General features: G+C 73.3%; 21 protein-coding genes. 10 read left to right on the top strand and 11 right to left on the bottom strand.

Annotation, left to right across the window (positions count from 1 at the left end; genetic code table 11):
• Entirely contained in the window at positions 1-741 is a 741-nt protein-coding gene (locus AB0L65_RS05355) for an ABC transporter ATP-binding protein (RefSeq protein WP_364240448.1), read from the top strand.
• On the opposite strand, the gene AB0L65_RS05350 is transcribed toward AB0L65_RS05355, so the two are convergent.
• The gene (locus AB0L65_RS05350) at positions 733-1,455 is read right to left on the bottom strand and encodes a dienelactone hydrolase family protein (protein WP_364240446.1); all 723 of its coding nucleotides are present in this window, start codon (positions 1,453-1,455) and stop codon (positions 733-735) included. The two genes, AB0L65_RS05355 and AB0L65_RS05350, sit on opposite strands and share 9 nt — an antisense overlap.
• Before the next feature lie 97 nt (positions 1,456-1,552).
• Here AB0L65_RS05350 and AB0L65_RS05345 point away from each other — a divergent pair, with 97 nt between their 5' ends.
• The gene (locus AB0L65_RS05345; RefSeq protein ID WP_364240443.1) at positions 1,553-2,353 is read left to right on the top strand and encodes a helix-turn-helix transcriptional regulator; all 801 of its coding nucleotides are present in this window, start codon (positions 1,553-1,555) and stop codon (positions 2,351-2,353) included.
• 10 nt (positions 2,354-2,363) lie between these two features.
• On the opposite strand, the gene AB0L65_RS05340 is transcribed toward AB0L65_RS05345, so the two are convergent.
• Positions 2,364-3,245 (bottom strand): LysR family transcriptional regulator, encoded by an 882-nt coding sequence (locus tag AB0L65_RS05340; protein ID WP_364240441.1) that lies wholly within the window; start codon positions 3,243-3,245, stop codon positions 2,364-2,366.
• Between the two features lie 73 nt (positions 3,246-3,318).
• Between AB0L65_RS05340 and AB0L65_RS05335 the strand changes: the two genes are divergently transcribed.
• Entirely contained in the window at positions 3,319-3,987 is a 669-nt protein-coding gene (locus AB0L65_RS05335; RefSeq protein WP_364240439.1) for a type 1 glutamine amidotransferase domain-containing protein, read from the top strand.
• Positions 3,988-4,072: 85 nt separating this feature from the next.
• Positions 4,073-5,038 carry an alpha/beta hydrolase gene (locus tag AB0L65_RS05330; RefSeq protein ID WP_364240437.1) on the top strand — a complete coding sequence of 322 codons (966 nt, stop codon included), beginning with the start codon at positions 4,073-4,075 and terminating at the stop codon, positions 5,036-5,038.
• On the opposite strand, the gene AB0L65_RS05325 is transcribed toward AB0L65_RS05330, so the two are convergent.
• A complete protein-coding gene (locus AB0L65_RS05325; RefSeq protein ID WP_364240434.1) occupies positions 5,016-6,083 on the bottom strand; it encodes a helix-turn-helix domain-containing protein in 1,068 nt (355 codons plus the stop codon). The genes AB0L65_RS05330 and AB0L65_RS05325 overlap by 23 nt on opposite strands.
• Before the next feature lie 62 nt (positions 6,084-6,145).
• On the opposite strand from AB0L65_RS05325, the gene AB0L65_RS05320 reads away from it, so the two are divergent.
• From AB0L65_RS05320 to AB0L65_RS05310, 3 genes are read left to right on the top strand one after another with little or no spacing between them, the layout of a single operon-like run.
• Positions 6,146-7,249 carry an acyl-CoA dehydrogenase family protein gene (locus AB0L65_RS05320; RefSeq protein WP_364240432.1) on the top strand — a complete coding sequence of 368 codons (1,104 nt, stop codon included), beginning with the start codon at positions 6,146-6,148 and terminating at the stop codon, positions 7,247-7,249.
• Entirely contained in the window at positions 7,246-8,244 is a 999-nt protein-coding gene (locus tag AB0L65_RS05315; protein WP_364240430.1) for an acyl-CoA dehydrogenase family protein, read from the top strand. Before AB0L65_RS05320 ends, AB0L65_RS05315 begins: the two co-directional genes overlap by 4 nt.
• Positions 8,241-9,062 (top strand): TIGR03619 family F420-dependent LLM class oxidoreductase, encoded by an 822-nt coding sequence (locus AB0L65_RS05310; protein ID WP_364240427.1) that lies wholly within the window; start codon positions 8,241-8,243, stop codon positions 9,060-9,062. Before AB0L65_RS05315 ends, AB0L65_RS05310 begins: the two co-directional genes overlap by 4 nt.
• A gap of 49 nt (positions 9,063-9,111) precedes the next feature.
• Here AB0L65_RS05310 and AB0L65_RS05305 read toward each other — a convergent pair whose 3' ends face one another.
• From AB0L65_RS05305 to AB0L65_RS05275, 7 genes are all read right to left on the bottom strand, one after another.
• Positions 9,112-11,022, bottom strand: a complete 1,911-nt coding sequence (locus AB0L65_RS05305; RefSeq protein WP_364240424.1) for a CHAP domain-containing protein — start codon at positions 11,020-11,022, stop codon at positions 9,112-9,114.
• A 276-nt stretch (positions 11,023-11,298) separates the two neighbouring features.
• Positions 11,299-12,048 (bottom strand): glucose 1-dehydrogenase, encoded by a 750-nt coding sequence (locus AB0L65_RS05300; protein ID WP_363984799.1) that lies wholly within the window; start codon positions 12,046-12,048, stop codon positions 11,299-11,301.
• Positions 12,035-14,068, bottom strand: a complete 2,034-nt coding sequence (locus tag AB0L65_RS05295) for an acetate--CoA ligase family protein (RefSeq protein WP_364240422.1) — start codon at positions 14,066-14,068, stop codon at positions 12,035-12,037. Before AB0L65_RS05295 ends, AB0L65_RS05300 begins: the two co-directional genes overlap by 14 nt.
• Entirely contained in the window at positions 14,065-15,573 is a 1,509-nt protein-coding gene (locus AB0L65_RS05290) for a class I adenylate-forming enzyme family protein (protein WP_364240420.1), read from the bottom strand. The genes AB0L65_RS05295 and AB0L65_RS05290 overlap by 4 nt, the downstream gene beginning before the upstream one ends.
• Positions 15,574-15,588: 15 nt before the next feature.
• A complete protein-coding gene (locus tag AB0L65_RS05285; RefSeq protein ID WP_355210710.1) occupies positions 15,589-15,912 on the bottom strand; it encodes a VOC family protein in 324 nt (107 codons plus the stop codon).
• Positions 15,909-16,271 carry a Zn-ribbon domain-containing OB-fold protein gene (locus tag AB0L65_RS05280; RefSeq protein ID WP_364240418.1) on the bottom strand — a complete coding sequence of 121 codons (363 nt, stop codon included), beginning with the start codon at positions 16,269-16,271 and terminating at the stop codon, positions 15,909-15,911. The genes AB0L65_RS05285 and AB0L65_RS05280 overlap by 4 nt, the downstream gene beginning before the upstream one ends.
• A gap of 53 nt (positions 16,272-16,324) precedes the next feature.
• Positions 16,325-18,088, bottom strand: a complete 1,764-nt coding sequence (locus tag AB0L65_RS05275; protein WP_364240417.1) for a serine/threonine-protein kinase — start codon at positions 18,086-18,088, stop codon at positions 16,325-16,327.
• A 167-nt stretch (positions 18,089-18,255) separates the two neighbouring features.
• Between AB0L65_RS05275 and AB0L65_RS05270 the strand changes: the two genes are divergently transcribed.
• Positions 18,256-18,846 carry an isochorismatase family cysteine hydrolase gene (locus AB0L65_RS05270; RefSeq protein ID WP_364240416.1) on the top strand — a complete coding sequence of 197 codons (591 nt, stop codon included), beginning with the start codon at positions 18,256-18,258 and terminating at the stop codon, positions 18,844-18,846.
• On the top strand, positions 18,846-19,583 hold the full coding sequence (locus AB0L65_RS05265; RefSeq protein WP_364240598.1) for an SDR family NAD(P)-dependent oxidoreductase: 738 nt from the start codon (positions 18,846-18,848) through the stop codon (positions 19,581-19,583). The genes AB0L65_RS05270 and AB0L65_RS05265 overlap by 1 nt, the downstream gene beginning before the upstream one ends.
• A gap of 15 nt (positions 19,584-19,598) precedes the next feature.
• Here AB0L65_RS05265 and AB0L65_RS05260 read toward each other — a convergent pair whose 3' ends face one another.
• The gene (locus AB0L65_RS05260; RefSeq protein WP_364240414.1) at positions 19,599-20,774 is read right to left on the bottom strand and encodes a serine hydrolase domain-containing protein; all 1,176 of its coding nucleotides are present in this window, start codon (positions 20,772-20,774) and stop codon (positions 19,599-19,601) included.
• Positions 20,775-20,812: 38 nt separating this feature from the next.
• On the opposite strand from AB0L65_RS05260, the gene AB0L65_RS05255 reads away from it, so the two are divergent.
• Positions 20,813-21,721: a cyclase family protein gene (locus AB0L65_RS05255; RefSeq protein WP_364240412.1), complete on the top strand. Its 909-nt coding sequence runs from the start codon at positions 20,813-20,815 to the stop codon at positions 21,719-21,721.
• The last annotated feature ends 12 nt before the right edge of the window (positions 21,722-21,733 follow it).

Genomic DNA, 21,733 nt, shown 5'->3' with positions numbered 1-21,733 from the left:
ATGCTGGCCGTGGAGGGCGTGTCGGTGGCGTTCGGCGGGGTCAGGGCGCTGGACCAGGTGTCGTTCGAGGTCGCGGCGGGTCAGGTGTGCGGCGTGATCGGGCCGAACGGGGCCGGGAAGACGACGCTGTTCGACGTGGTGTCGGGGCTGCGCCGGCCGAGCGAGGGCCGGGTCAGCGTGGCGGGCCGGGACCTGACCGGGGTGTCCCCGGTCAGGCGGGCCAGGGCCGGGGTGCGGCGCACGTTCCAGCGGACCCAGGTCTTCGGCCGGCTCACCGTGGCCGGCAACGTGCTGGCCGCGCTCGACTGGCACGGCGGCGGTGGCGGGCTCGCCGCCGACCTGGTGGGTTGGCCCGCCCGCCGACGGCTGGAGCGGGAACGCGGCGAGCGCGTGGCCGAGGTGCTGGAGCTGTGCGGGCTCACCCCGCTGCGCGACGCGTACGCCGCCGCGCTCCCCGTCGGGCAGCGCCGGCTCGTCGAGCTGGCCAGGGCCCTGGCCGACCGGCCCCGCCTCCTGCTGCTGGACGAGCCCACCTCGGGCCTGGACGCCTCCCAGACCGCACGCCTGGGAGAGGTCGTCAAGGCCCTGGACACGACCGTGCTGCTGGTCGAGCACGACATGGGCTTCGTCATGGACACCTGCGACCGGATCGTCGTGCTGGACCTCGGCAAGGTGATCGCCGCCGGCGCGCCGGGCGAGATCCGGGAGGATCCGGTCGTCAGGGCCGCCTATCTAGGCTGAGTGGCGCTCGGTGAACGACAGGATGCGGCGCCAGGAGTCCTGGCACGCGTCCGTCCACTCGGCGTACGTGCGGTCGAAGTACGAGTGCGGCGCGCCCTCGTAGACGACCTTCTCGTGCTCCGTGCCCACCCGGTCGAGCGCCGCCTCGAACGCCTCGAACTGCTCGGGCGTGGTCGCCGTGTCCGCGCCCGCGAGCAGCATCAGGAGGGGCGCGCCGGGCCCGGTCGTCGGCTCAGGGATGGCGCGCAGCGCGCCGTAGAAGCCGATGCCGCCGGCCAGGCCGTTCCCCTCGTACGCCTGCCGCCACGAGTGGGCGCCGCCCATGCAGAAGCCGACCGTGAAGACCGGGCCGTCGAGCTGCTCGGTGGCCGCCCTGGCGTCGGCCCTGACGTGCTCGGCCTTGAGCTGCGTGACGTGCTTCATGTAGTCGAAGTCGTCGTCCCGCTCGCCGAGACCCGCCGTGCGGCCGAAGTAGTCGATCGCGATCGTACGGAAGCCCGCCTCGGCGAAGCGCACCGCGAGGTCGCGGTAGTACGGGTGCAGCCCGCGCACGTCGGGCAGGATCACCACGCTGCGGCCGTTCGGCTCGGCGGGCTCGGCCCGGTAGGCGAGCAGCCGGTTGCCGTCGGCGGCCGTCAGCTCTATCTGCTCGTGAGAGGCCACCTCGCCCTGGATCGGCGGTGCGGGCGGCCTGCTGTCGGTGGAATGGCACATGAGGTCAGCATGCCCGCCGTGATTCCGGCTATCCAGGTACTCGGAGTGGCAGGTTCGGCGTGTCCCGGCAGGGCCCTCCACGGGCAGACTTGTACCCATGAACCGGGAACTCGGGGCATTTCTCCAGGCCCGCAGGAACGAGGTCACGCCCGAGGACGTGGGCCTGGCGAGCGGGCCGCGCAGGCGGGTGCGCGGGCTGCGCCGCGAGGAGCTGGCCGAGCTGGCGGGCATCAGCGTCGAATACCTCGTACGCCTCGAACAGGGGCGTACCGCCCAGCCGTCCGCGTCCGTGATGGAGTCGCTGGCCAGGGCGCTGGACCTGAGCGAGGCCGAGCGGACGCACCTGTTCGACCTGGCCGCGCCGCGGCCCCGCAGACCGCGGCCGTCCGGCGGGGTGCGGCGGGAGCTGGTGGAGCTCATCGACCGGATGACGGACATCCCGGCCATGATCTTCGACCACCGCCTCGACCTGCTCGCCTGGAACCGGCTGGCCGACGCGCTCTTCCCCGGCCTCTGCCGCCCCGGCGCCAACCTGGCCAGGTACAACTTCCTCGCCGAGCCCGACCTGTACGCCGACCGCGAGGAGGTGCTCCGGGCCACGGTCGGGCAGCTCCGCCTCGCCACCGGCCGCCACGCCGACGACCCGGCGCTGACCGCCCTGATCGGCGAGCTGTCGGTGCACAGCCATCGGTTCCGCACCCTCTGGGCCGGCCGCGTCGTCAAGGAGCGCACCAACGGGGTCAAGCGCTTCACACATCCGGTGGTGGGTGAGCTGGCGCTGCGGTACGAGACGTTCGACCTGCCGGGCGGGTCGGGGCAGCGGGTGAGCCTGCTCCACCCCGAGCCGGGCGGCGCCAACGAGGAGTCGCTGCGGCTGCTGGCCTCGTGGTCCGCCTAATAGGGTCCACTTAGTAGGTGGGGGAGGCGCGGAACGCCTCGATGAGGTGCGCGCGTACCCTGGCCACCGCGGGTTTGGCCAGCGCGCCCGAGCGGACGGCCAGGTAGCCGGTGTTGATCGGGGCCTCGTCGGGCTCGGCGAGCGTGACGAGTGTGCCCGCCGTCAGGTCACGGCGGCACAGGTAGGCGGGCAGCACGGAGACGCCCATCCCGGCCCGGACGGCGCTGAGCACGCCGCGCAGGTCGGGGATGACGACCTGCGCCGCCATCGCGGGCCGCCTGCCGAACACGGAGCGCCAGTAGCGGCGCACGATGGGCAGGTCCTCGGCGTAGGCCACCAGCGGCACCGCCGCCAGCTCCCTCGGCCCCACCCCGGCGAGCCCCAGGGACGGGGCGGCGACCAGCAGGAACTCCTCGTCGTAGAGAGGGTCCGCCTGCACGCCGCGCACCCGGGGCCGGATCGTGGAGATCACCAGGTCCAGGCGCCCGGCCGCGAGGTCCGCCAGGAGGTCGTCGGACAGCCCGAGCGTCGTGCGGAGCCGCAGCCCGGAGCCCACCAGCGGGGCGAGCATCGGCATCACCTCCTCGCACAGGAACTCGGCGGGCCCGCCCAGGTGCACGGCCGCGTCCGAGGGCAGCTCCGACTCCACCACCCCGTCCAGGGCGTCCAGCGAGGGGGCCACCCGGCGGGCCAGCTCGTCGGCGGCCGGCGTGGGCGCCACCCCGCGCGGCAGCCGGTCGAACAGCGGCCGGTCCAGCACCGACTCCAGCGTCTTGACCTGCGCCGTCACGGCCGGCTGCGACAGACCGAGGGTCTGCGCGGCGGCCGTGATGGAGCCGGTCCTGTGCACCGCGAGGAACGTCCGCAGCAGGTCGAGCGAGATTGGCGACATATCACTATTCTGATACCTAAGACGATATTTCGTTATTTGTTACTTATGGCGGGCCGGGGCGACGATGTGAGGCATGAACAAGCGCATTCTCATCGCCCTGACCAGCCATGACGACCTCGGCGGCGTCGAGCGGACCGGATACTACGTGCCCGAGGCGGCCCACCCCTGGGAGATCTTCCGCAAGGCCGGCTACGAGGTGGACGTCGCCAGCGTGCGGGGCGGGCAGCCGCCGCAGGACGGGTTCGACGCCGCCGACCAGACCCAGGTGGCCTTCCTCGCCGCGATCGGGGAGCGCGGCACCGACCGCCTCGCGGACGTCGACGCCTCCCGTTATGACGCCGTGCTCTACGCCGGAGGCCACGGCACCATGTGGGACTTCCCCGACGACCCGGACGTCATCCGTGTCGGGCGCGAGGTGTACGAGCGGGGCGGCGTGGTGGCGGCGGTCTGCCACGGCCCGTCCGCGCTGGTGAACCTGACCCTCTCCGACGGCTCGTACCTGGTGGCGGGCAAGCGGGTGGCGGCCTTCACCAACGAGGAGGAGCGGCTGCGCGGCGTGGCCGACGTGGTGCCGTTCCTGCTGGCTGACAAACTGGTGGAGCGTGGCGCCGAGCACGAGCCGGGCGCCGACTGGCAGGCTCAGGTCGTCGTGGACGGCAGGCTCGCCACCGGCCAGAACCCGGCCAGCGCCGCGCCCCTCGCGGAGCGCGTCCTCGACGTCCTCGCCGAACGGCGGGACTGAGGAGCGGAATCGCCGCCGGATGGCGGTTGTCTGCCACGGCGCGGGCTCTGACCATCGAGGAGTGGCCCCATAGAAGGGATATCAGATGGCATTCCACCCCAACCTCGACCCAGAGATTCGCGCCTTTCTCGAGCGGACACCGTTCCCGACGTTCGACACGGCGAACCTGACACCCGAGGAACTGCCCGAGCATCGTGCGCAGATCAACGCGTTCCTCGCCGCCGCGCCGCCGGCCGACAGCGACGTGGTGATCGAGGACCGGCACGTGCCGGGGCCCGACGGCGCTCCCGACGTGCGGGTACGGATCTACCGCCCGGCGGGCGGCGGTGAGGGGCGGCCGGGCCTGTACTGGATCCACGGCGGAGGGATGATCATCGGCACGCCCGAGATCGACGAGGCGATGATGATCGGCTACGTCGAGGAGCTCGGGTGCGTGGCGGTCTCCGTCGACTACCGGCTGGCGCCCGAGAACCCCCATCCCGCGCCGGTCGAGGACTGCTACGCCGGGCTGGTGTGGACCGCCAAGGCGGCGGGCGAGCTGGGCATCGACCCGGCCAGGATCGCGGTCGGCGGCGCCAGCGCGGGCGGCGGGCTCGCCGCCGCCACCGTGCTGCTGGCCCGCGACCGGGGCGGCCCCGACGTGTCGTTCCAGCTGCTCGTCTGCCCGATGCTGGACGACCGCAACATCACCCCGTCCAGCCACGAGTTCACCGAGGCGGTGGTCTGGGACCGGAGCGCGAACCTCTTCGGCTGGACCGCCCTGCTGGGCGACCGGATCGGCACCGACGACGTGCCCGCGTACGCGGCTCCCGCCCGGGCCACGGACCTGGCCGGGCTGCCGTCGACGTTCATCGACGTCGGTGAGCTGGAGGTGTTCAGGGACGAGGACGTCGACTACGCGCTGCGGCTGTCGCAGGCGGGCGTGTCCACCGAGCTCCACCTCTATCCGGGGGCCTTCCACGGGTTCGACGGGATGGTCCCGGACGCCGAGCTGTCCAAGCGGGCGCGGGCGGCCCGGCTGGCGGCGCTCAGGCGGGCGTTCGCGGCCTGAGGTTGGCGCGCAGTCGTACCAGGGCGAGGGCCAGGTGGGCGCGCAGGCGGCCGGCCGCGTCGGCGAGCGAGAAGCCCAGCACGGACTCGGCCCTGGCGATGCGCGCGGCCATCGAGCTGTGGTGCAGGTGCACGGTGGCGGCCGCGCCGCGGACCGAGCCCGCCAGGCACAGCGCCCGCACCGCCGCCAGGTACTCCTCGCCGAGCCGCTCCATCGCCCGGACGTCGGCCAGCCCCGCGACCGCCGGCTCCGGCAGGTCGGCGAACAGCGCCAGCGCCCCCAGCTCGGACCAGCGCATCACGCGGTCGTGCGGGCCGGTGAAGCGGAGCGCGGTCCGCGCGCCGGCCCACGACTCGGCCGCCCGCGCGCCCGGCAGCTCGGGCCCGATGCCCACCCGCGACCCCTCCGGAAGGTCGCGGGGCAGGGTGGTCGCCACCAGGACCGCTTCCGTGTCGCCGATCCTGGTGGCGCGCACCTGGTGGCCCATGGCGCGCAGGCCGGCGGCGAGTCCCCGGTCCGGCCCCCGGTCCGGCCCTCGGTCCGGCAGGGCGATCGCCAGGGCCTGGAGCGGGGTGGAGGGGGCGAAGCCGAGCAGGCGCAGGGCCCGGGCGCGTTCGGCCTCGCCGGTCTCGGCCGACAGCACCAGCTCCACCAGCGCGGGGTCCTGCCCCGAGCGCGCCAGCGCGGCCGCGCGTTCCAGGGTGACCTCGGCCGCCACCGCGTACCGTTCGAGGACGATCTCGTCGAGCCCGTGCGCCGGCCCCTCGCGCTCCATCCAGACCGCCCCGAGCCCGTCGCTCAGCTCCCTGACCTGGGCCGGGGCCTCGGCGGGCGTGTCCACGGCGCCGCGGGGCGACGTGCGGGTGCGGCGGCCGGTGGCCGCGTCGAGCAGCCCGACCGGGCATTGCGCCAGCCGCGCCGTGGCCGCGAGCAGCGTGGGAACGCTCACGTGGTCGCGAAGCAGCGAGTCGAAGTAGGCGATCACCCGCACCGCGCTCTCCGCGTCGGCGTCGAGCGTGGACAGCTTCAGCAGCAGTCCCTGCATGGCCAACAGACTATGTCCGTAAACCGCTGTTCGGGTTACCAAGCGTGCGCTAGGTTGGTTGTGTGGATCTCGACTTCTCCCCGGCCGAGCAGGGCTTCCGCGCCGAGGTTCGCGACTGGCTGCGCGCGCACGTGCCGGGACCGCTGCCGTCCATGGACACCCCCGAGGGCTTCGCCGCGCACCGCGCCTGGGAGGCGCTGCTGGCGGACGCGCGGCTGTCCGTCGTCTCCTGGCCCGAGGGGTACGGCGGGCGCGGCGCCTCCCTGATCGAGTGGCTGATCTTCGAGGAGGAGTACTGGGCCGCCGGAGCCCCCGCCCGGGTCACCCAGAACGGCATCTTCCTGCTGGGCCCCTCGCTGATGCGCTTCGGCGCGCCCGAGCAGCGCAGGCGGTGGCTGCCGAGGATGGCCAGAGGCGACGACGTGTGGGCGCAGGCCTGGTCGGAGCCGGAGGCGGGCAGCGACCTGGCCGCCCTCACCTCCCGCGCAGAGCCCGTGCCCGGCGGCTGGCGCCTGTACGGGCACAAGACGTGGAGCTCGCGGGCCGCCTACGCCACGCACGGGTTCGGCCTGTTCCGCACGTCGGGGACGCGGCACAAGGGGCTGACGTACTTCCTCTTCCCCCTCTCCGACGTCGCCGTGCGGCCGATCGCGCAGCTCGACGGGCTGCCGGGGTTCGCCGAGCTGCACTTCGACGGGGTGTTCACGCCCGATTCGATGGTGCTCGGCGAGGTCGGCGAGGGCTGGCGGGTCGCGATGGCCACCACGTCCTCCGAACGCGGCCTCACCCTGCGCAGCCCCGGCCGCTTCCTGGCCACGGCCGACCGGCTGGTCGCGCTGGCCCGCTCCTCGGGCGACCCCGTGGCGGCCGACCGGGCCGCCAGGTGCTGGACCGAGGCGGAGGCGTACCGGCTGCACACGTTCGCGACGGCGCGGCGGCTCATCGCGGGGGAGGAGATCGGGTCCGCGTCCAGCATGGGGAAGGTCTTCTGGTCCGAGCTGGACCTGCGCATGCACGCCCTGGCCATGGAACTGCTGGGGGACCGGGCGGGGGAGGAGGGCTGGCTGGACGGGTTCCTGTTCTCGCTGGCCGGGCCCATCTACGCGGGCACGAACGAGATCCAGCGCAACATCATCGCCGAACGGGTCCTGGGGCTGCCGAGATGAACTTCGGATTCACGGACGAGCAGCTCGCGCTGGCCGCCACTGTGCGGGACGTGCTGCGGGCGCACTGCCCACCGGCCGCGCTGCGGTCCGAGCGGCGGCCTGCCTGGGAGCAACTGGCCGCACTGGGGTTCTTCGGCCTGCTGGCGCCTCCCGAGTCCGACGGGCTGGGGCTCGGGCTGGCCGACGTCCTGCCCGCGCTGGAGGAGACCGGGCGGGCGTGCCTTCCGGGGCCGGTCGTCGAGACCGCCGTGGTGGCGCCGTACCTGCTGCCGGACAACCCCAAGCTGGCCTCCGGCGCGCTGTGCGTCGCCGTGCTGCCGCCGGAGCAGGCGTACGCGCCGGACGCCGATCTGGCCGACCTGCTGCTGGTGGCGCGGGACGGCGGGTGGCGCCTGGTCGCCAGGGAGTCCGTACGCCTGGTGCCCAGGACCGGGGTGGACCCGTGCCGTCCCGTGTTCGAGGTGACCTTCGACGAGTCCGAGGAGCTGGGCGGCCCGGCCGCGCCGGTGCTGCGGCGGGCCGCGGTGGCGACGGCGGCGCAGCTCATCGGGGTCGCCAGGGAGCTGCTCGCGGTCACCGTCGCCTACGCGCGGGTCCGGACGCAGTTCGGCGCGGCGATCGGGTCGTTCCAGGCGGTCAAGCACCAGCTCGCCGACGCGGCCGTGGCGGTGGAGTTCGCCGCGCCGCTGGTGCACCGGGCGGCCCTGTCGGTGGACCGGGTCGCCGAGAGCGTGGACCGGGTCGGCGTGGATCGGGCCGGCGGGGCCGCCGACCGGGACGTGAGCGCCGCCAAGGCCGCCGCCGGTGAGGCCGCCGTGCTGGCGGCCCGGGTGGCGCTGCAGGTGCACGGCGCGATCGGCTACACCGAGGAGCTGGACCTGCGGTTCTGGCTGGCGCGGGCCTGGTCGCTGTCGGCCGCGTACGGCACCACGGCGGCGCACCGGGAACGCGTCCGAACCGCCCTCCTGGGCGGCGACCTGCGGAGGTGGCCATGAAGTTCGGAGTGCCGCTCGGACTGGTGCATCCGGACGCGTGGAAGGACGTGGCGGTGGCGGCGGACGAGCTGGGGTTCGAGTCGGTGTGGCTGCCCGAGCACCTCGTCTTCGCCACCGACCTGTCGCTCGCCCACTACCCGGGCACGTCCGACCCGGGGATCAAGCCCGGCACTCCGCTGTTCGACGCGCCCGCGTACCTGTGCTGGCTCGCCGCCTTGACCTCCCGCGTCAGGCTCGGTACGGCGGTGCAGCTCCTCGCGCTGCGCCACCCCTTCGTGTCCGCCCGCGCGTTCGCCACCCTGGACGTGGTCTCGTCGGGACGGGCGATCTGCGGGGTCGGCGCCGGCTGGTACCGGGGCGAGTGGGAGGCGGCCGGCGTCGAGTTCCGCACCCGGGGAGCCCGGCTGGACGAGGCGATCGAGGTGGTCAGGCGGCTCTGGAGCGAGCCGGTGGTCACCCATTCCGGGAGGTTCTACTCGTTCCCCGAGGTCGCGTTCGAGCCCAAGCCGGTGCAGCGGCGGCTGCCGGTGCTCGCGGGCGGGGAGTCGGCCGCCGCGCTGCGCCGGGCCGCCCGGCTCTGCGACGGGTGGATCAGCATGCCGCACACCCTCGAGTCCATCAAGCCGCAGCTCGACCGGCTGGGGGCCGGGGTGCCGGTGACCGCGCACGCGTACGCGCTGGCCTCGCCCGACGAGGTGCCCGCCTGGGCGGCGCTGGGCGTGGAACGGCTGATCGTACGGCCCTGGAGCCGCAGCCGGGACGCGGTGTCCCGGCTGGCCGCCTTCGCCGCCGACTACGGCGTGGGGGCCGCCTCGTGAGGGCCGCCTCGTGAGGGCCGCCCCGTGAGGGCCGTCTCGTGAGGGCCGTTCACGCGCGGTGGCGGCCCCGCCTCCGGGGCTGACCGGACGTGCTCCGGCCGGGCTGGCCGGGGGCGCTCCTGCCGGGCTGACTCGGGGCGCTCCTGGCCGGGTGGCTGGACGCGCCCCTGCCGGTGCCGCCCGCGCCGACCAGCTGGCGCTCGTCCTCGCGCCGGTGCGGCTGCGGGGACCCGGCGGAGGCGTGGCGGCGGCCCGCCAGCGGGGCGTCCTGCGCGAACGGCTGCGCGCCGCCGATGTGCATGCCCTGGGTGGGCGCCGGACGGCGGTGCCGGCGGCCGCGCAGCGGGAGGTCGGTCGTTCCTGGCTCGTCGGCGGGGCGCCCGAGGCGGCGGCGACGTCCCTGGTACGTGGCGCCGATGTCGAGGACGTCGTCGCCCCTGCCGGCGGTCGGGCTGAAGGCGTCGAACGCGCTGGTCGCCTGGGGGATGACGATGCGCTCGAACGGCCCGGTGTCCACGAAGCGCTCCAGCGGCCCGGTGTCCACCAGGATCTCGACCGGCCCGCTCCCGGCGGGCTCGGCCGAACGGGAGGCGAAGAAGGTGTCGAAGGGGTCGGCGTCCGTGGCGAGGCCGAAGGGGCGCGTGTCGAGCGGGCGCCTGCGGCGTCCGGCGGCCCGGGCGGCGGGCTGGGCGGCTTCCAGGGCCGTAACCGGCTGGAGGGCGTCCAGGGCGGTTGCGGGCTGGAGGGCGTCCCGGGCCGCGGGGGCCAGTGCGGCGGTGTTTAGTGCGGCGGTGTCCAGGGCTGCAGCGGGCTGGAAGGCTTCCAGGGCGGCTGCGTCCAGGGCAGCTGTGTCCAGGGCCGCGGTCGGCTGGAGTGCGGCCGTTCGACGGCTCGTACGGACCGGCTCGACCTCGACCCCGAGCGTGCGGTGGCGACGGCGGCGGTTGGCGGCGGGGCGGGGCGCGGTGGCCCCAGCGGTGGCCCCAGCGGTGACCGGGGCGGCCCGCAGGCGGCGGGTCTTGGCCACGGCGAGCAGCGCCAGGGCCGCCACCAGAGCGGAGCCGACCAGCGTCGGCGAGGAGATGGCCGGCATCGGGCCGGTGGCCGAGGCGTCCGCGTGCGTGGGGAGGGGTTCGGCGGTCGCCGCCGTGGTGTCGGCCGTCGCCGGCTTGGCGTGCTTGGCCTTCTTCGGCTGCTTGGGGCTCTCGGCGGTCGTGCTGTCCTCGGCGGTCGTGCTGTCCGAGACGGAGCCGGTGGCGACCTTGGGGGTAGCGGGCGTGGGAGCGGCCTGAGGCTCCTTCTTCTTGGGGGAGCTTCCGGTCTCAGGGGCCTGGGCGGGCTCCACGATCTCGCTTTGGGGGATCAGGGAGGTGAGCAGCTCGGTCCCGGAGGGCTGGAGCGCACCGACGTCGGTGCCCGGCCCCGGCTGCAGGGCGGCCTGCTCCTCGGCCTTCTTCTGGGCCTCGCGCTGCTGCCGGGCCGCCTCCTCGTCCAGGCGGGACTTGATGCGCTCCGGATAGCCGTACCCGACGACCTTGCTTGTGTCACGTTCCTTGCGCTTGGCGACGCCGCCGTCGATGTTGCCCTCGATGGTGAAGATCGTGTCGCCCTCGACCCTCGTCACGATGCCGACGTGGTCGATGTTGTCGATGCTGTTCGAGCCGCTCCAGTCGTAGAAGACGAACGCCCCAGGCTTGGGCTTGTGGCCCCACGCCCCCTGCTCCTTGAACCACTCCGCGTGCGACACCGTCCACGCGAACTGCCCGATCCAGTCCTCGTACCCGAGCTTGTGCGCGGCCCACGAGAGGTACATGTCGCACCATGGGGCGGAGCTGTAGTCGGCGTCGAACTCGACGTTCTTGCCGTACCAGTTGCCGAACTTGGTGTATGCCCCTGATTTCTCGGCATACCCGAGCTGGCTCTCCAGCAACTCGATGTACTTCTGCATCTCTGGCGTCATGGAAGTATGGGGACACCTTCCGGGCAAGCCGGTTTGTCCGCATAGATACCGGGTAAAGGGACACCCTGTGACTACTGGGACAAAACCGGAGGCTTGTCGTCTTCCGTGATGAGCGAGGCTACCGTGCCGTCTCGGCAGGTCAAGCCAGCACCAAGTGACGTTCAAGCTTTCCTAGACCAAGAACCCGCTGGTCAAAGATGCTGCCAGAAATGTCCAAGCTAAGGAGGTTTAATCCAAAAAGATCTACCTCGTACCAGGTGAGAGCCTTGCCCCGAGTCAGTACCCCGCGCCCGTGAGCAGCCCGCCGTCCACCGTGAACTCGCTGCCCGTGCAGTAGCTGGCCCGATCCGAGGCCAGGAAGGCCACCACGTGGGACACCTCCACCGGCTTGGCGAAGCGCTTGATGACCATGGACTTCACGAAGGCGTCGGCGTCGACCTCGTTCATCATGTCGGGATCCATCGCCATCGAGGTGTTGATCGCGCCGGGATGCACCGAGTTCACCCGGATCTTGAACCGGGCCAGCTCCCGCGCCGCCGACTTGGTCAGCCCGCGCACCCCGAACTTCGACGCCGAGTACGCCGACAGCCCCTCGGCCCCGACGTAGCCCTCGATCGAGGAGATGTTCACGATGGCGCCCCGGCCGGCCGCCTTCATGGGGTCGATCGCCGACTTGATGCCGAGCCAGGTGCCCTTGAGGTTGACGCCGATCACCCGGTCGAAGTCCTCGGGAGACATATCGCTGATGCGCCGAAATTTCAGGATCCCGGCGTTGTTGACCAGCACGTCCAGCCGGCCGTGCAGCTCGGTGGCCGTCGCCACCGCCCGATCCCAGTCCTCGACGCTCGTCACGTCGTGATGGACGAACGCGGCCCCCGTCTCCTCGGCCAGCGCCTTCCCCTCCTCGTCCAGCACGTCACCGAACACCACCCGCGCCCCCTCCTCAAGGAAGAGCCGCACGTGCGCCGCCCCCATCCCGCGAGCGCCACCGGTGATCAACGCGACCTTGCCCTCAAGTAACCCCATAACGCCCTCCAGCCGCGACGGCCACCGCCGCCGCCTCCATGGAGCGGTAGACGGGGATCCCCGCCTCCGCCGCGATCCGCCTCACTTCGTCCTCGACGCCCGGGGGCGCGCACTCGCCGTTCCTGGTGACGAGGGTGATCCTGGTGCCCGGCAGCGCGGCCTGCGCCTGCGCCACGGCCCGCGTGTAGGCGTACAGGGGCTCCGCCGCGTCCCCGTACGTGAAGAACGCCTGGACGTTCACGTGCAGGACCACGTCGCCGTACGGCCGGCACCGCAGCAGCGCCGAGACGACCTCGGGCACGAGCCCGGCCCGGCCCAGGGGCCCGACCGGCACTTCGAGCGGGTTGCCGGAGGCCACCACCCCGAGCCCGCGCAGCGCCTCCAGCGCGTCCGGGGGCAGGGGATCCAGCCGTACCCCCGCCAGGTCGAACGCGTCCGCCGCCAGCACGCTCGCGCCCCCGCTCGGCCCCACCACCAGCACATCGCCGGAGGCGGCGCCTGAGCGCGAGCCGTGCGCCTGGAAGTACGCCAGCACCCCGATCAGGTCGTCCTGGCCGGCGACCAGCACCGCTCCCGCCTGCTCGGCCACCGCCTCCCACACCCGCCGGTCGCTCACCATGCCGCCCGTGTGGGACGCGGCCGCCTCCTGCCCCTGCCCGCTCCGCCCGCCGACCAGGAGCACCACCGGCAGCTCCGTGGCGCGCAGCGCCTCGAACAGCTCGCGCCCGTCACGCGGGTCCTCCAGGTACAGCCCGACGGCCCGCGTCTCCTGGTCCCGGGCGAGCCAGCGCAGCAGCTCGGCGGGGGTCACGTCGGCGGAGTTCCCCACGGTGACGACCCGGCTGAACGCCAGCCCGCGCCGCTCCCCGACCTTGATCACCTCGCCCGCGAGCCCGCCGCTCTGCGAGATCAGCGCCACCGTCCCGGCGGGCCCGAGCCCGCCCCCGACGAACGTCTGCCGTCCTCGAGGGCTGTACACGCCCATGCAGTTGGGCCCCAGCAGCCGCGTCCCCGCCGCCCGCGCCGCCTCGACCAGCTCCTCCTCCAGGTCCGGCCGGCCGGTCTCGGCGAACCCGCCGCTCATCACCTGCACGAACGGCACCCCGCGCGCCTCCCGCAGCACCTCGGCGCAGCGTTCGGCGGGCACGGCCACGAGGGCGTAGTCCACGTCCGCCTCGGCGAGGGACGGCACGGCCGGCACCCCCGCCACCTCGGCCGCCGTGGGGTGCACGGCCACCAGCGGGACGCCCGCGGCGCGGTAGAAGCCGAGGAACATGTTCCCGAAGTTCGGCCTGGTCGTGGAGGCCCCGACGACGGCCACGGCCTTGGGCTCGAAGAGCGGCAGGAAGTCCGTCGCCGCACGGGACGCGCCCGCCACGGGTCCCGGGGAAGGCAGGTAGCGGGCGTCGACCGCGATCACCTCGGAAGGCCCGGCGATCACCGGGTTCAGCTCGAACTCGCCCAGTTCGAGCCGCTCCCACAGCCCACCCGGGCCGCCGACCGTCATGAGCAGCTTGACCACCGCGTCCACGTCCACCGGCGGGCCGCCGCGGCTCCCGTACAGGACGGAGGACCCGCGCAGCGACGCCAGCATGCGCCGCGCGTCCTCCTCCGAGATCGGGCAGAGCCGCAGCGCCGTGTCGCGCAGCGCCTCCGTCCACACCCCGCCCAGCCCGGTGAGGAGCACCGGCCCGAACCCGGGGTCCCGCACCAGGCCCACGATCAGCTCCACGCCCGCCTCGGCCTGCTCCTCGACGAGGAAGCCCGCGACCTCCAGCCTGGCCCGCATGCCGGCCGCCGCCGCGGCGAGGTCCTCCCTGGAGAGCCCCAGCGCGACGGCGCCGACGTCCGACTTGTGCACCAGTCCCGGGCCGAACGCCTTCAGCACCAGCGGCTCGGCCAGCTCCCCGGCCCGGTCGAAGTCCAGGCCGGAGTCCAGGTCGTGCACCACGACCCCGCGCGGCACCGGCACCCCGGCCGCGCTGAGCAGCGCCTTGACCTCGTGCTCGTACGCGCTCACCCGAGCAGCTCGCGGATCTTCCCGCGCAGCAGCTTGCCGGGGCCGCCGGAGGCGTCCTGCGAGTGCGGCAGCGCGTCGGCCACCACGATGTGGTCGGGCCGTTGATGGGCCGGCAGGGTGTCGGCCAGCGCGAGCGCCAGCTTGGACGCGTCCAGCGTGTGCCCCGCCCGCGGCACGACCGCCAGCAGGACCTCCTGCTCGGAGGCCCCCTCGGGCACGCCCACCGCGCCGGCCTCGGCCACGCCGTCCAGCGCCGAGACCGCCTCCTCGATCACGACCGGCTGCGTCCAGACGCCGCCCTTGAGTATCGAGTCCTCCCGCCTGCCCAGCACGCGCAGCACGCCGTCCGGGGAGAGCGTGCCGAGGTCGCCGCCGACGTACCACTCGCCGCGCAGCACCTCGGCCGTCCGCTCGGGCAGGCCGTCGTAGCCGGTCATCCGGTGCGGCCCGGCCAGGTTGATCTCGCCCACCTCGCCGACCACGCGCTCGCCGTTCGGGTCCGTGATCCGCACCGCGTTGCCGGTGCGGGGGCGGCCGGAGGAGCCGAGCGGGGTCGTGCCGTCGTCCACCCGGCCCATGCACGTGTACGGGGCCTCGGTCTGGCCGTAGTACGAGTACACGCCCGCCTGCGGCAGCCTGGCCTTGATCCGTTCGAGCATGGTCGCGGTCAGGGGCTCGCCGCCCAGCATGATCACCTGGATGGACGACAGGTCCACGTCCTCGTGCTCGGGGGACGCGAGCAGCGCCGCGTAGAACGAGGGGATCTGCGAGAGATGCGTGACCCGTTCGCGGGGGACGACGCGCAGGAAGTTCGCCGGGCCCCAGTCCTGCTCCAGCACCAGCCGCATCCCGGCGTACAGGGCGGGCCCGACGATGGCGGGGAAGCCGATGCCCCAGATGATCGCGCCCGTCCCGAACACCGAGTCGGGACCGCGCGGCACGTCCAGCCAGATCTGCGCCGTGGCCAGCGACGACGCGTGCGTGTGCACGACGGCCTTCGGTAATCCCGTCGTGCCCGAGGTGTAGTAGAGGGCCAGCGGGTCGTCGTACCGGCCGCTGATCGGGGGCTCCTCGTCGGAGGCGCCTTCGAGCTCCCGCACGTCGATCCACGTGGTCACGCCGGGGAGCGAGTCCCTGATCTGCGCGACCACGCCCTCGACCGTCGCGTCGTACACGAACGCCGTGCACCCCGAGGCCGCCACCACGTCACGCAGCGTCTCCACCGGCCAGTACGGGTTCAGCGCCGCCGTCACCGCCCCGATCTTGGCCTGCGCGAGGTAGACCTCGGCCACCCGCAGCGTCTCGTTGAGCAGCGCCGCCACCCGCCGGCCCGGCCCGACCCCCTTCTCCAGGAGGGCGTGGGCGCGGCGGTTGACGTTCCTGTTGAGCTGGTCGTAGGTGAAGCTCTGCTCGCCGCAGTACGTGAGCGCGACCTGGTCGGGCGTGCGCAGCGCTCCGGCGGTCAGGATCGCGTGGCCGTAGTTGCCATAAGGTGATCGCGCCATGGGGGAGGCCTCCAGTCAGAGGGGCTGATAGAGCACGAAGACGTTTCCTGAGGGGTCGCGCAGCACCGCCCGGATCTCGTGCGGCCCCTTCTCGGGTTCCCGCACCACCTCGCCGCCGCGTTCCGTCAGCCCCCGCACGGCGTCCGCCACGTCGTCCACCTTGTACGACGGCGCGACCGAGGTCGTGACGTGCTCGGCGGGCCCGGCCAGCGCCACGGTGACCCCGCCGCCGTCGAGTGCCGCGAACCTGTCGCCGTCCCTGAACTTCACCGGCAGCCCGTAGAAGGCGATCGCCTCGTCCAGGTTCGCGACGGGGATGAGCACGTTGCCGAGCTTCACGTGGGCCTCCAATGGGGGAGTTCGTCGATGAACGTCACGCGTACCGGCATGCCGACGCGTACCTCGCCGGGGGCGCATCCCACCACGTGCCCGAACGCCCGCACGCCGGCGGGCAGGTCCACCCAGGCCATCACGTACGGCTCCCGGCCCCGGTAGGCGGGGGCGAACGAGCGGTGCACGACGGTGAAGGTGTGCACGACGCCCTCGCCCTCGACCGGCTCGAAGACGAGCTCCCCGCCACCGCACCAGGGGCAGGCCGCCTCGGGGAGGTGGACGCGGCGGTCGCAGGACGTACAGCGCTGGACGACCAGCTCGCCGCGCCTGCAGGCGGCCCAGTACGCAGAGGTGTCACCGCTCATCGCATGCCAAGCTAGCGCACGCTTGGTTGCCCCACAAGGCCCCCACCCAGCCGCTAAAGGGGCGGCTCCTCCTCGGGCGTCGAGAGGAGCATCATGGGCTCCTCGGAGGGCCGGCCGGTGGGCTCGTCCGATGATCGGGCGAAGGATTCCTCCGATGGCGTAGGCGTCCCGACGGCCGTCCTGCTGTGCTCCTCGCTCGGCGTAGGCGTAGGCGTGGGTGTAGGTGTAGGCGAGTGGGGAGTCGGCGTAGGCGTGGGGCAGGCAGGACCGTCGACGGCGACCTCGCTCACCTGCGGCCCGTTCCCCGCCGCCGGCTCCGTCATCACCACGATCCCGACATACGCCCGCTTCCCGCAGGAAACACCTCCAGGATCGTGCGTGACGGCACTGGTGTATGCCGTGCTCCCCCGTAAGGTCCGCATCTCCTGCTGCACCGTCCGGGCCGCCCCGCCCTCCCCTTCCCGCCGCGTGTACGAGATCCGCAGCCGTACGGGTCCCGTGCCGTCCGCCGAGACCGTGATCGCTCCCGCCGTGCCGCTCCACCCCACGATGCCGGCGGCCCGCACCGCGGTCGGACGTGGCACCGAGGTCCCGCCCTGCCGCACAGTGGGAGGAAGGCTGGGAGGAAGGCTGGGAGGAGGACTGGGGGGAGGGGCGGCCGTGCGCGCGGGAGTGCTGCGCCGGGGAGCCGCGGACGTCCGGGTCCGGGTGGGCGTGGCAGCGTCCACGGGCGCCGGCTCCGGCTCGCTCTGCGCCGTCTTGGGCGGCGGCATGAGGATCGTGCCGGGTCCGGGAGGCATGCGCCCGCCCGACATCAGGAGCGAGATCGCCACGGCGGCCACCGTCGCCCCCGCCACCCACAGGTACGGCGGCAGCCGGGGCATCCGCAGCACCCGGTCCCGGAGGGTGGTCGTGACTCCGGAGGCCCGCTCGGTCCTGGCCAGCGGGAAGCGCAGGGCCAGCAGCGTGGCCAGCTCGCCCAGGTGCCGCCGCCCGCGCTTCTCCCAGTCCGGGCCGTACCCGGCGACCGCGTCCTCCTCCAGCTCCGCCGCGAACTGCCTGGCCGAGGCGTACCTGGTCGCCGGGTCCTTGGCCATCCCGCGCCTGAGCAGGTCGCGCAGCGAGTCGGGCGCGACCTCCAGCGGCACCGGCTCCACCAGGTGCTTGTCCCGCAAGGCCGGGACGTCCAGCGCCCTGTCCTCGCCCTCCTTGACGGCCCGGTACGGCGGCCGCCCCCTGACCGCCTCGAACAGCACGCACGCCGCCGCGTACACGTCAGCCGGCGGCCCCGTCCGGTCCTGCGTCCACAGCTCGGGCGACATGTACTCGGGGCTGCCGGCTGGCACGCCCGGCTCCTCCGCGTACACGACCACGCCGAAGTCGGCCAGCTTGCTGGTGCCGTCGGCCTGGACCAGGATGTTCTCCGGCTTGACGTCGCGGTGCGGCACCCCTCGCTCGTGCGCGGCGGCCAGGGCCAGCAGCGTGCTCTTCAGCACGGTGAGGGCCGCCTCCGGGCTGATCCCGCGGTGCTCGTCCAGCAGCGTACGCAGCGACACGCCGTCCACCAGCTCCATGACGACGGCCGCCCTGGTGGGGGTCTCGACGTACTCGTAGAGCCGGACCACGTTGGGGTCGTCGATCTCGACGAGCTCGTGGGTGTCCGACCGGAAGCGGTCCATGAACTCGGTGTCCCTGCGCAGGGTGGCGTTCAGGTACTTGATCGCCACGTAGGCGCCGGTCTGCTGGTAGGTGGCGAGGAACACGCGGCCGGTACGGCCCGCGCCGAGCTGGCGAACTTCACGGTAACCAGGGACCAAGTCGAACCCCCATCAGCAGCCGTCATCGATTCGACGGTCTCACCCGGGGTTCGGGTTGTCACGACTGGAGATATTTCGCCGGGCGTTAATGCGAAATAACCCTGTGTCGCGGGTGATATGCTGAGGCGTCCCAAGCAAGCGCTCGGCTAAATCGACGGAGGTCGCCTGTGGAGCGCGTGGCCGTGCTGGTGATGGAGATGCAAAGGGGCGTCGTCGGCGATCTCACGAAATTTCCGGATCTGGTGGCGGCCTGTGCGCGGCACGACGTCGTCGCCAACGCCGCCCGCCTCCTCCACACGGCCAGGTCGGCCGGCATCCCGGTGATCCACTGCACGGCGGCCTTCCGCCCCGACCGGTCCGGCTCCCACACGGACAACTGCCCGTTCATCGTCGCCCTGCTCAAGGACCCCGGTCACATGCTGGAGGGCACGGCCGCCACCGAGGTCCTCCCGGAGCTGTGGGACGGCGGCGACCTGGAGAGCCGCCGCCACCACGGGTTCTCCCCGTTCACCGGCACCTCGCTCGACATGACGCTGCGCTCCCTGGGCGTCTCCCACGTGGTCGCGCTGGGGGTCTCGCTCAACCTCGGCATCCCCGGGCTCGCGCTGGAGGCGGTCAACCTGGGCTACCGGGTGACCGTGGTCAGGGACGCGGTGGCGGGCATCCCAGAGGAGTACGCGCAGGCCGTACTGAAACACACGATCAGCCTCCTCGCCACCCGCGCCACCACCGCCGACCTGGTGGAGGCGTGGAAGTGATGGACGGGCTGCGCCTGGACGGGCGCGTCGCGGTGGTCACCGGCGGAGCGGGCGCGATCGGCTCGGCCATCGCCACAGACCTGACCACGCTGGGCGCGGAGGTCGTCGTCGCCGACGTGGACCTGCCGAACGCGGAGAAGGTGGCCTCCGGCCTGTCCGGAGCGCGGGCGCTGGCCGTCGACCTGACCTCGCCGGCGTCCGTCGCGGAGTTCGGCGGCGCCGTGGGCCCCGTGGACATCCTGGTGCACAACGCCGGGGTGTCGATCGTGGAGCCGTTCACCGAGAGCGACCCGGCGAACTGGGACCTCATGTGGCAGGTCAACCTGCGCGGGCCGATGCTGCTCACCAAGCTGCTGCTGCCGGGGATGGCGGCCAGGGGGCGGGGGCGGCTGGTGTTCATCTCCTCGGACGGCGCCAGGGCGGGGTCGGGCGGCGAGGGCGCGTACGCGGCGACCAAGGCGGGCCTGTTCGGGCTGGCCAAGACGATCGCCCGGGAGGCCGCCAAGGCGCACGTCACCTCGAACGTGGTCTGCCCGGGCCCCACGGACACGCCGATGCTCCGCCGGGTGTCGGCGGCCGAACCGGGGCTGGTGGACAGGATCGCGCGGGGCATCCCGCTGCGCCGCCTCGGCACGCCCGCCGACGTGGCGGGCCTGGTGTCCTACCTCTGTACGGATCGCGCCGCGTACATCACCGGGCAGACGCTGTCGGTGAGCGGCGGCGTCACGATGCAGTGAGCGATCATGCGGCGGTCAGAGCGAGTCGTAGACGGCCTGCACCAGGCGCAGGCCGCGCAGGTTGCCGGAGACGGCGTTGGCCATCTTGTTCATGACGTAGCCGATGCCCAGGCCGCGCTCCGGGTCGCCGACGCCGAGGGAGCCGCCCAGCCCGGAGTGGCCGAACGCGGTCTCGGACGGCATCGGGAACGTCATCGACGGCCGCATGTAACCCAGGCCGAACGACGTGTCCAGGAAGAGGACGCGGTCGGGGCCGTGCACGCGGGGGCGTACGGCGTCCCGCAGCGTCTCGGGGCGCAGCAGGTCGCCCGCGATCAGCGACCGGTAGAACCCGGCCAGCCCCCTTGCCGTGGTGACGACCCCGGCCGCGGGCCATCCGGCGCGCAGGATGACGGGGTGGTTCGCGCCGCCCTTGAGCCGGTGCATGCCGGGATTGCCGAGCGCCCGGTTCATGAGGCTCTGCGGATCGAGCGCGGCCTTGGCCATCTCGGCCATCACGGTCGGCACGGCTGTCTCGGCCTCAGCTTGCCCTTCGGTGGGTGCCGGGCCCGCACCCGTTTGAGGGCTTTCGCCTGCCTTGAGGCGGGCCGTACGGGCGATCACCGCGTCCGGCGCGCCCACCCACAGCTCCAGCCCCAGCGGCCCGGCGATCTCGGCGGACACCAGCTCGCCGACCGACGTGCCCGTCACGCGCCTGATCACCTCGCCCACCAGGAACCCGTACGACAGCGCGTGATACCCGTGCGCCGACCCCGGCTCCCACAGCGGCGCCTGACCGGCGAGCCGGGCGGCGATGGCCGCCAGGTCCCCGAACTCCTCCACCGGCACCGGCTCCTCCACCACCGGCAGCCCGCTCTGGTGCGTGAGCAGGTGCTCGACGGTGATCGCCTCTTTGCCCCGGGCCGCGAACTCCGGCCACACGTCCGCGACGGCCCCCGGGACGTCCACCAGCCCCCGCTCGGCGAGCCGCAGCAGCACGGTGGCGGTGATCGCCTTGGTGCAGGAGTAGGCGAAGGCAGGCGTGTCGTGCTCCCACGGCCGGCCCGTGTGCCGGTCGGCGACGCCACCCCACAGGTCCACGACCAGCTCGCCGTCCAGCTGGACGGCGAAGGCGGCACCCAGCTCCGCCCCGTCGGCGAGCTGCCGCTCGAACACCTCGCGCACGCGGGAGAACCGCGGATCGCAGTGCATCACACCTCCGTGTGAGACAGGAGAAAGGAAGCGCTTACTTGGTTCACGAGCCTAACAACTGGGGACGATTCGGCCCAGACGATCAGCGCGGCACCCTCAACCTCCTCACCCCGGCCGTGGTGCTCGACGCGCTGCGCAGCGCCACCACGGGCGAGGTGCTGAGCCTGGCCATGCCGATCAGGGGCGCCACCTCCTCGCCCGCCCCCACGACGGTGCCGCACCTGCCGGGCCGTCCGCTGCCGCAGCACTTCATGTCCGTGGACGGCGGCGACTACGCGGCCGGCGCCCGCGCGATCGGGGAGGGCCTGTACGTGGCCGACGACGCGCTGGTCGTCAGCCACCACGGCACCACGACCCACATGGACGCGCTGTGCCACATGTGGTCCGGCGACGAGCTCTACAACGGCCACCCGGCGGCCCGGGTCCGCTCCTACGGGGCGACCAGGTGCGGGATCGAGCAGGTGGGCGGCGTGGTCGCCAGGGGAGTGCTGTTCGACGTGCCCCGGCGCCTCGGCCTCGACCACCTGCCGGCCGACTTCCGGATCCCGGCCGAGCTGCTGGCGGAGATCGCCATGCCGCGGCCGGGGGACGCCGCGGTGATCCGTACCGGATGGCCCGCGGTGTGGGGGCGCTCGCGCGAGGAGTACTGGTCGGGCCAGCCCGGGCTGTCGGCGGAGGCGGGCCGCTGGCTCGCGGCGCACGACGTGTCCGTGGTGGCCTCGGACAACGCCGCCATCGGCGGGCTCAACGCCCGCGGCCTCGCCGACGAGGGCCTCGCCGACGACCTGCACCTCATCCTGCTGCACCGGCACGGCGTCCACCTGATCGAGATGCTGTGGCTGGAGGAGCTGGGGGAGAGGGGGTGTACGGAGTTCGTGTTCGTGGTGGCGCCGCTCAGGATCGAGGGCGGCACGGGCAGCCCGGTGACCCCGCTGGCCATCCTCTGACGTTCCCGCATA

Source organism: Nonomuraea sp. NPDC052116 (assembly GCF_040680035.1).
In the GTDB taxonomy this organism is placed as follows: Bacteria; Actinomycetota; Actinomycetes; order Streptosporangiales; family Streptosporangiaceae; genus Nonomuraea; species Nonomuraea angiospora_A.
The sequence above is the reverse complement of the archived record's forward strand: the minus strand, read 5'-3'. Positions and strand labels throughout refer to the sequence as shown.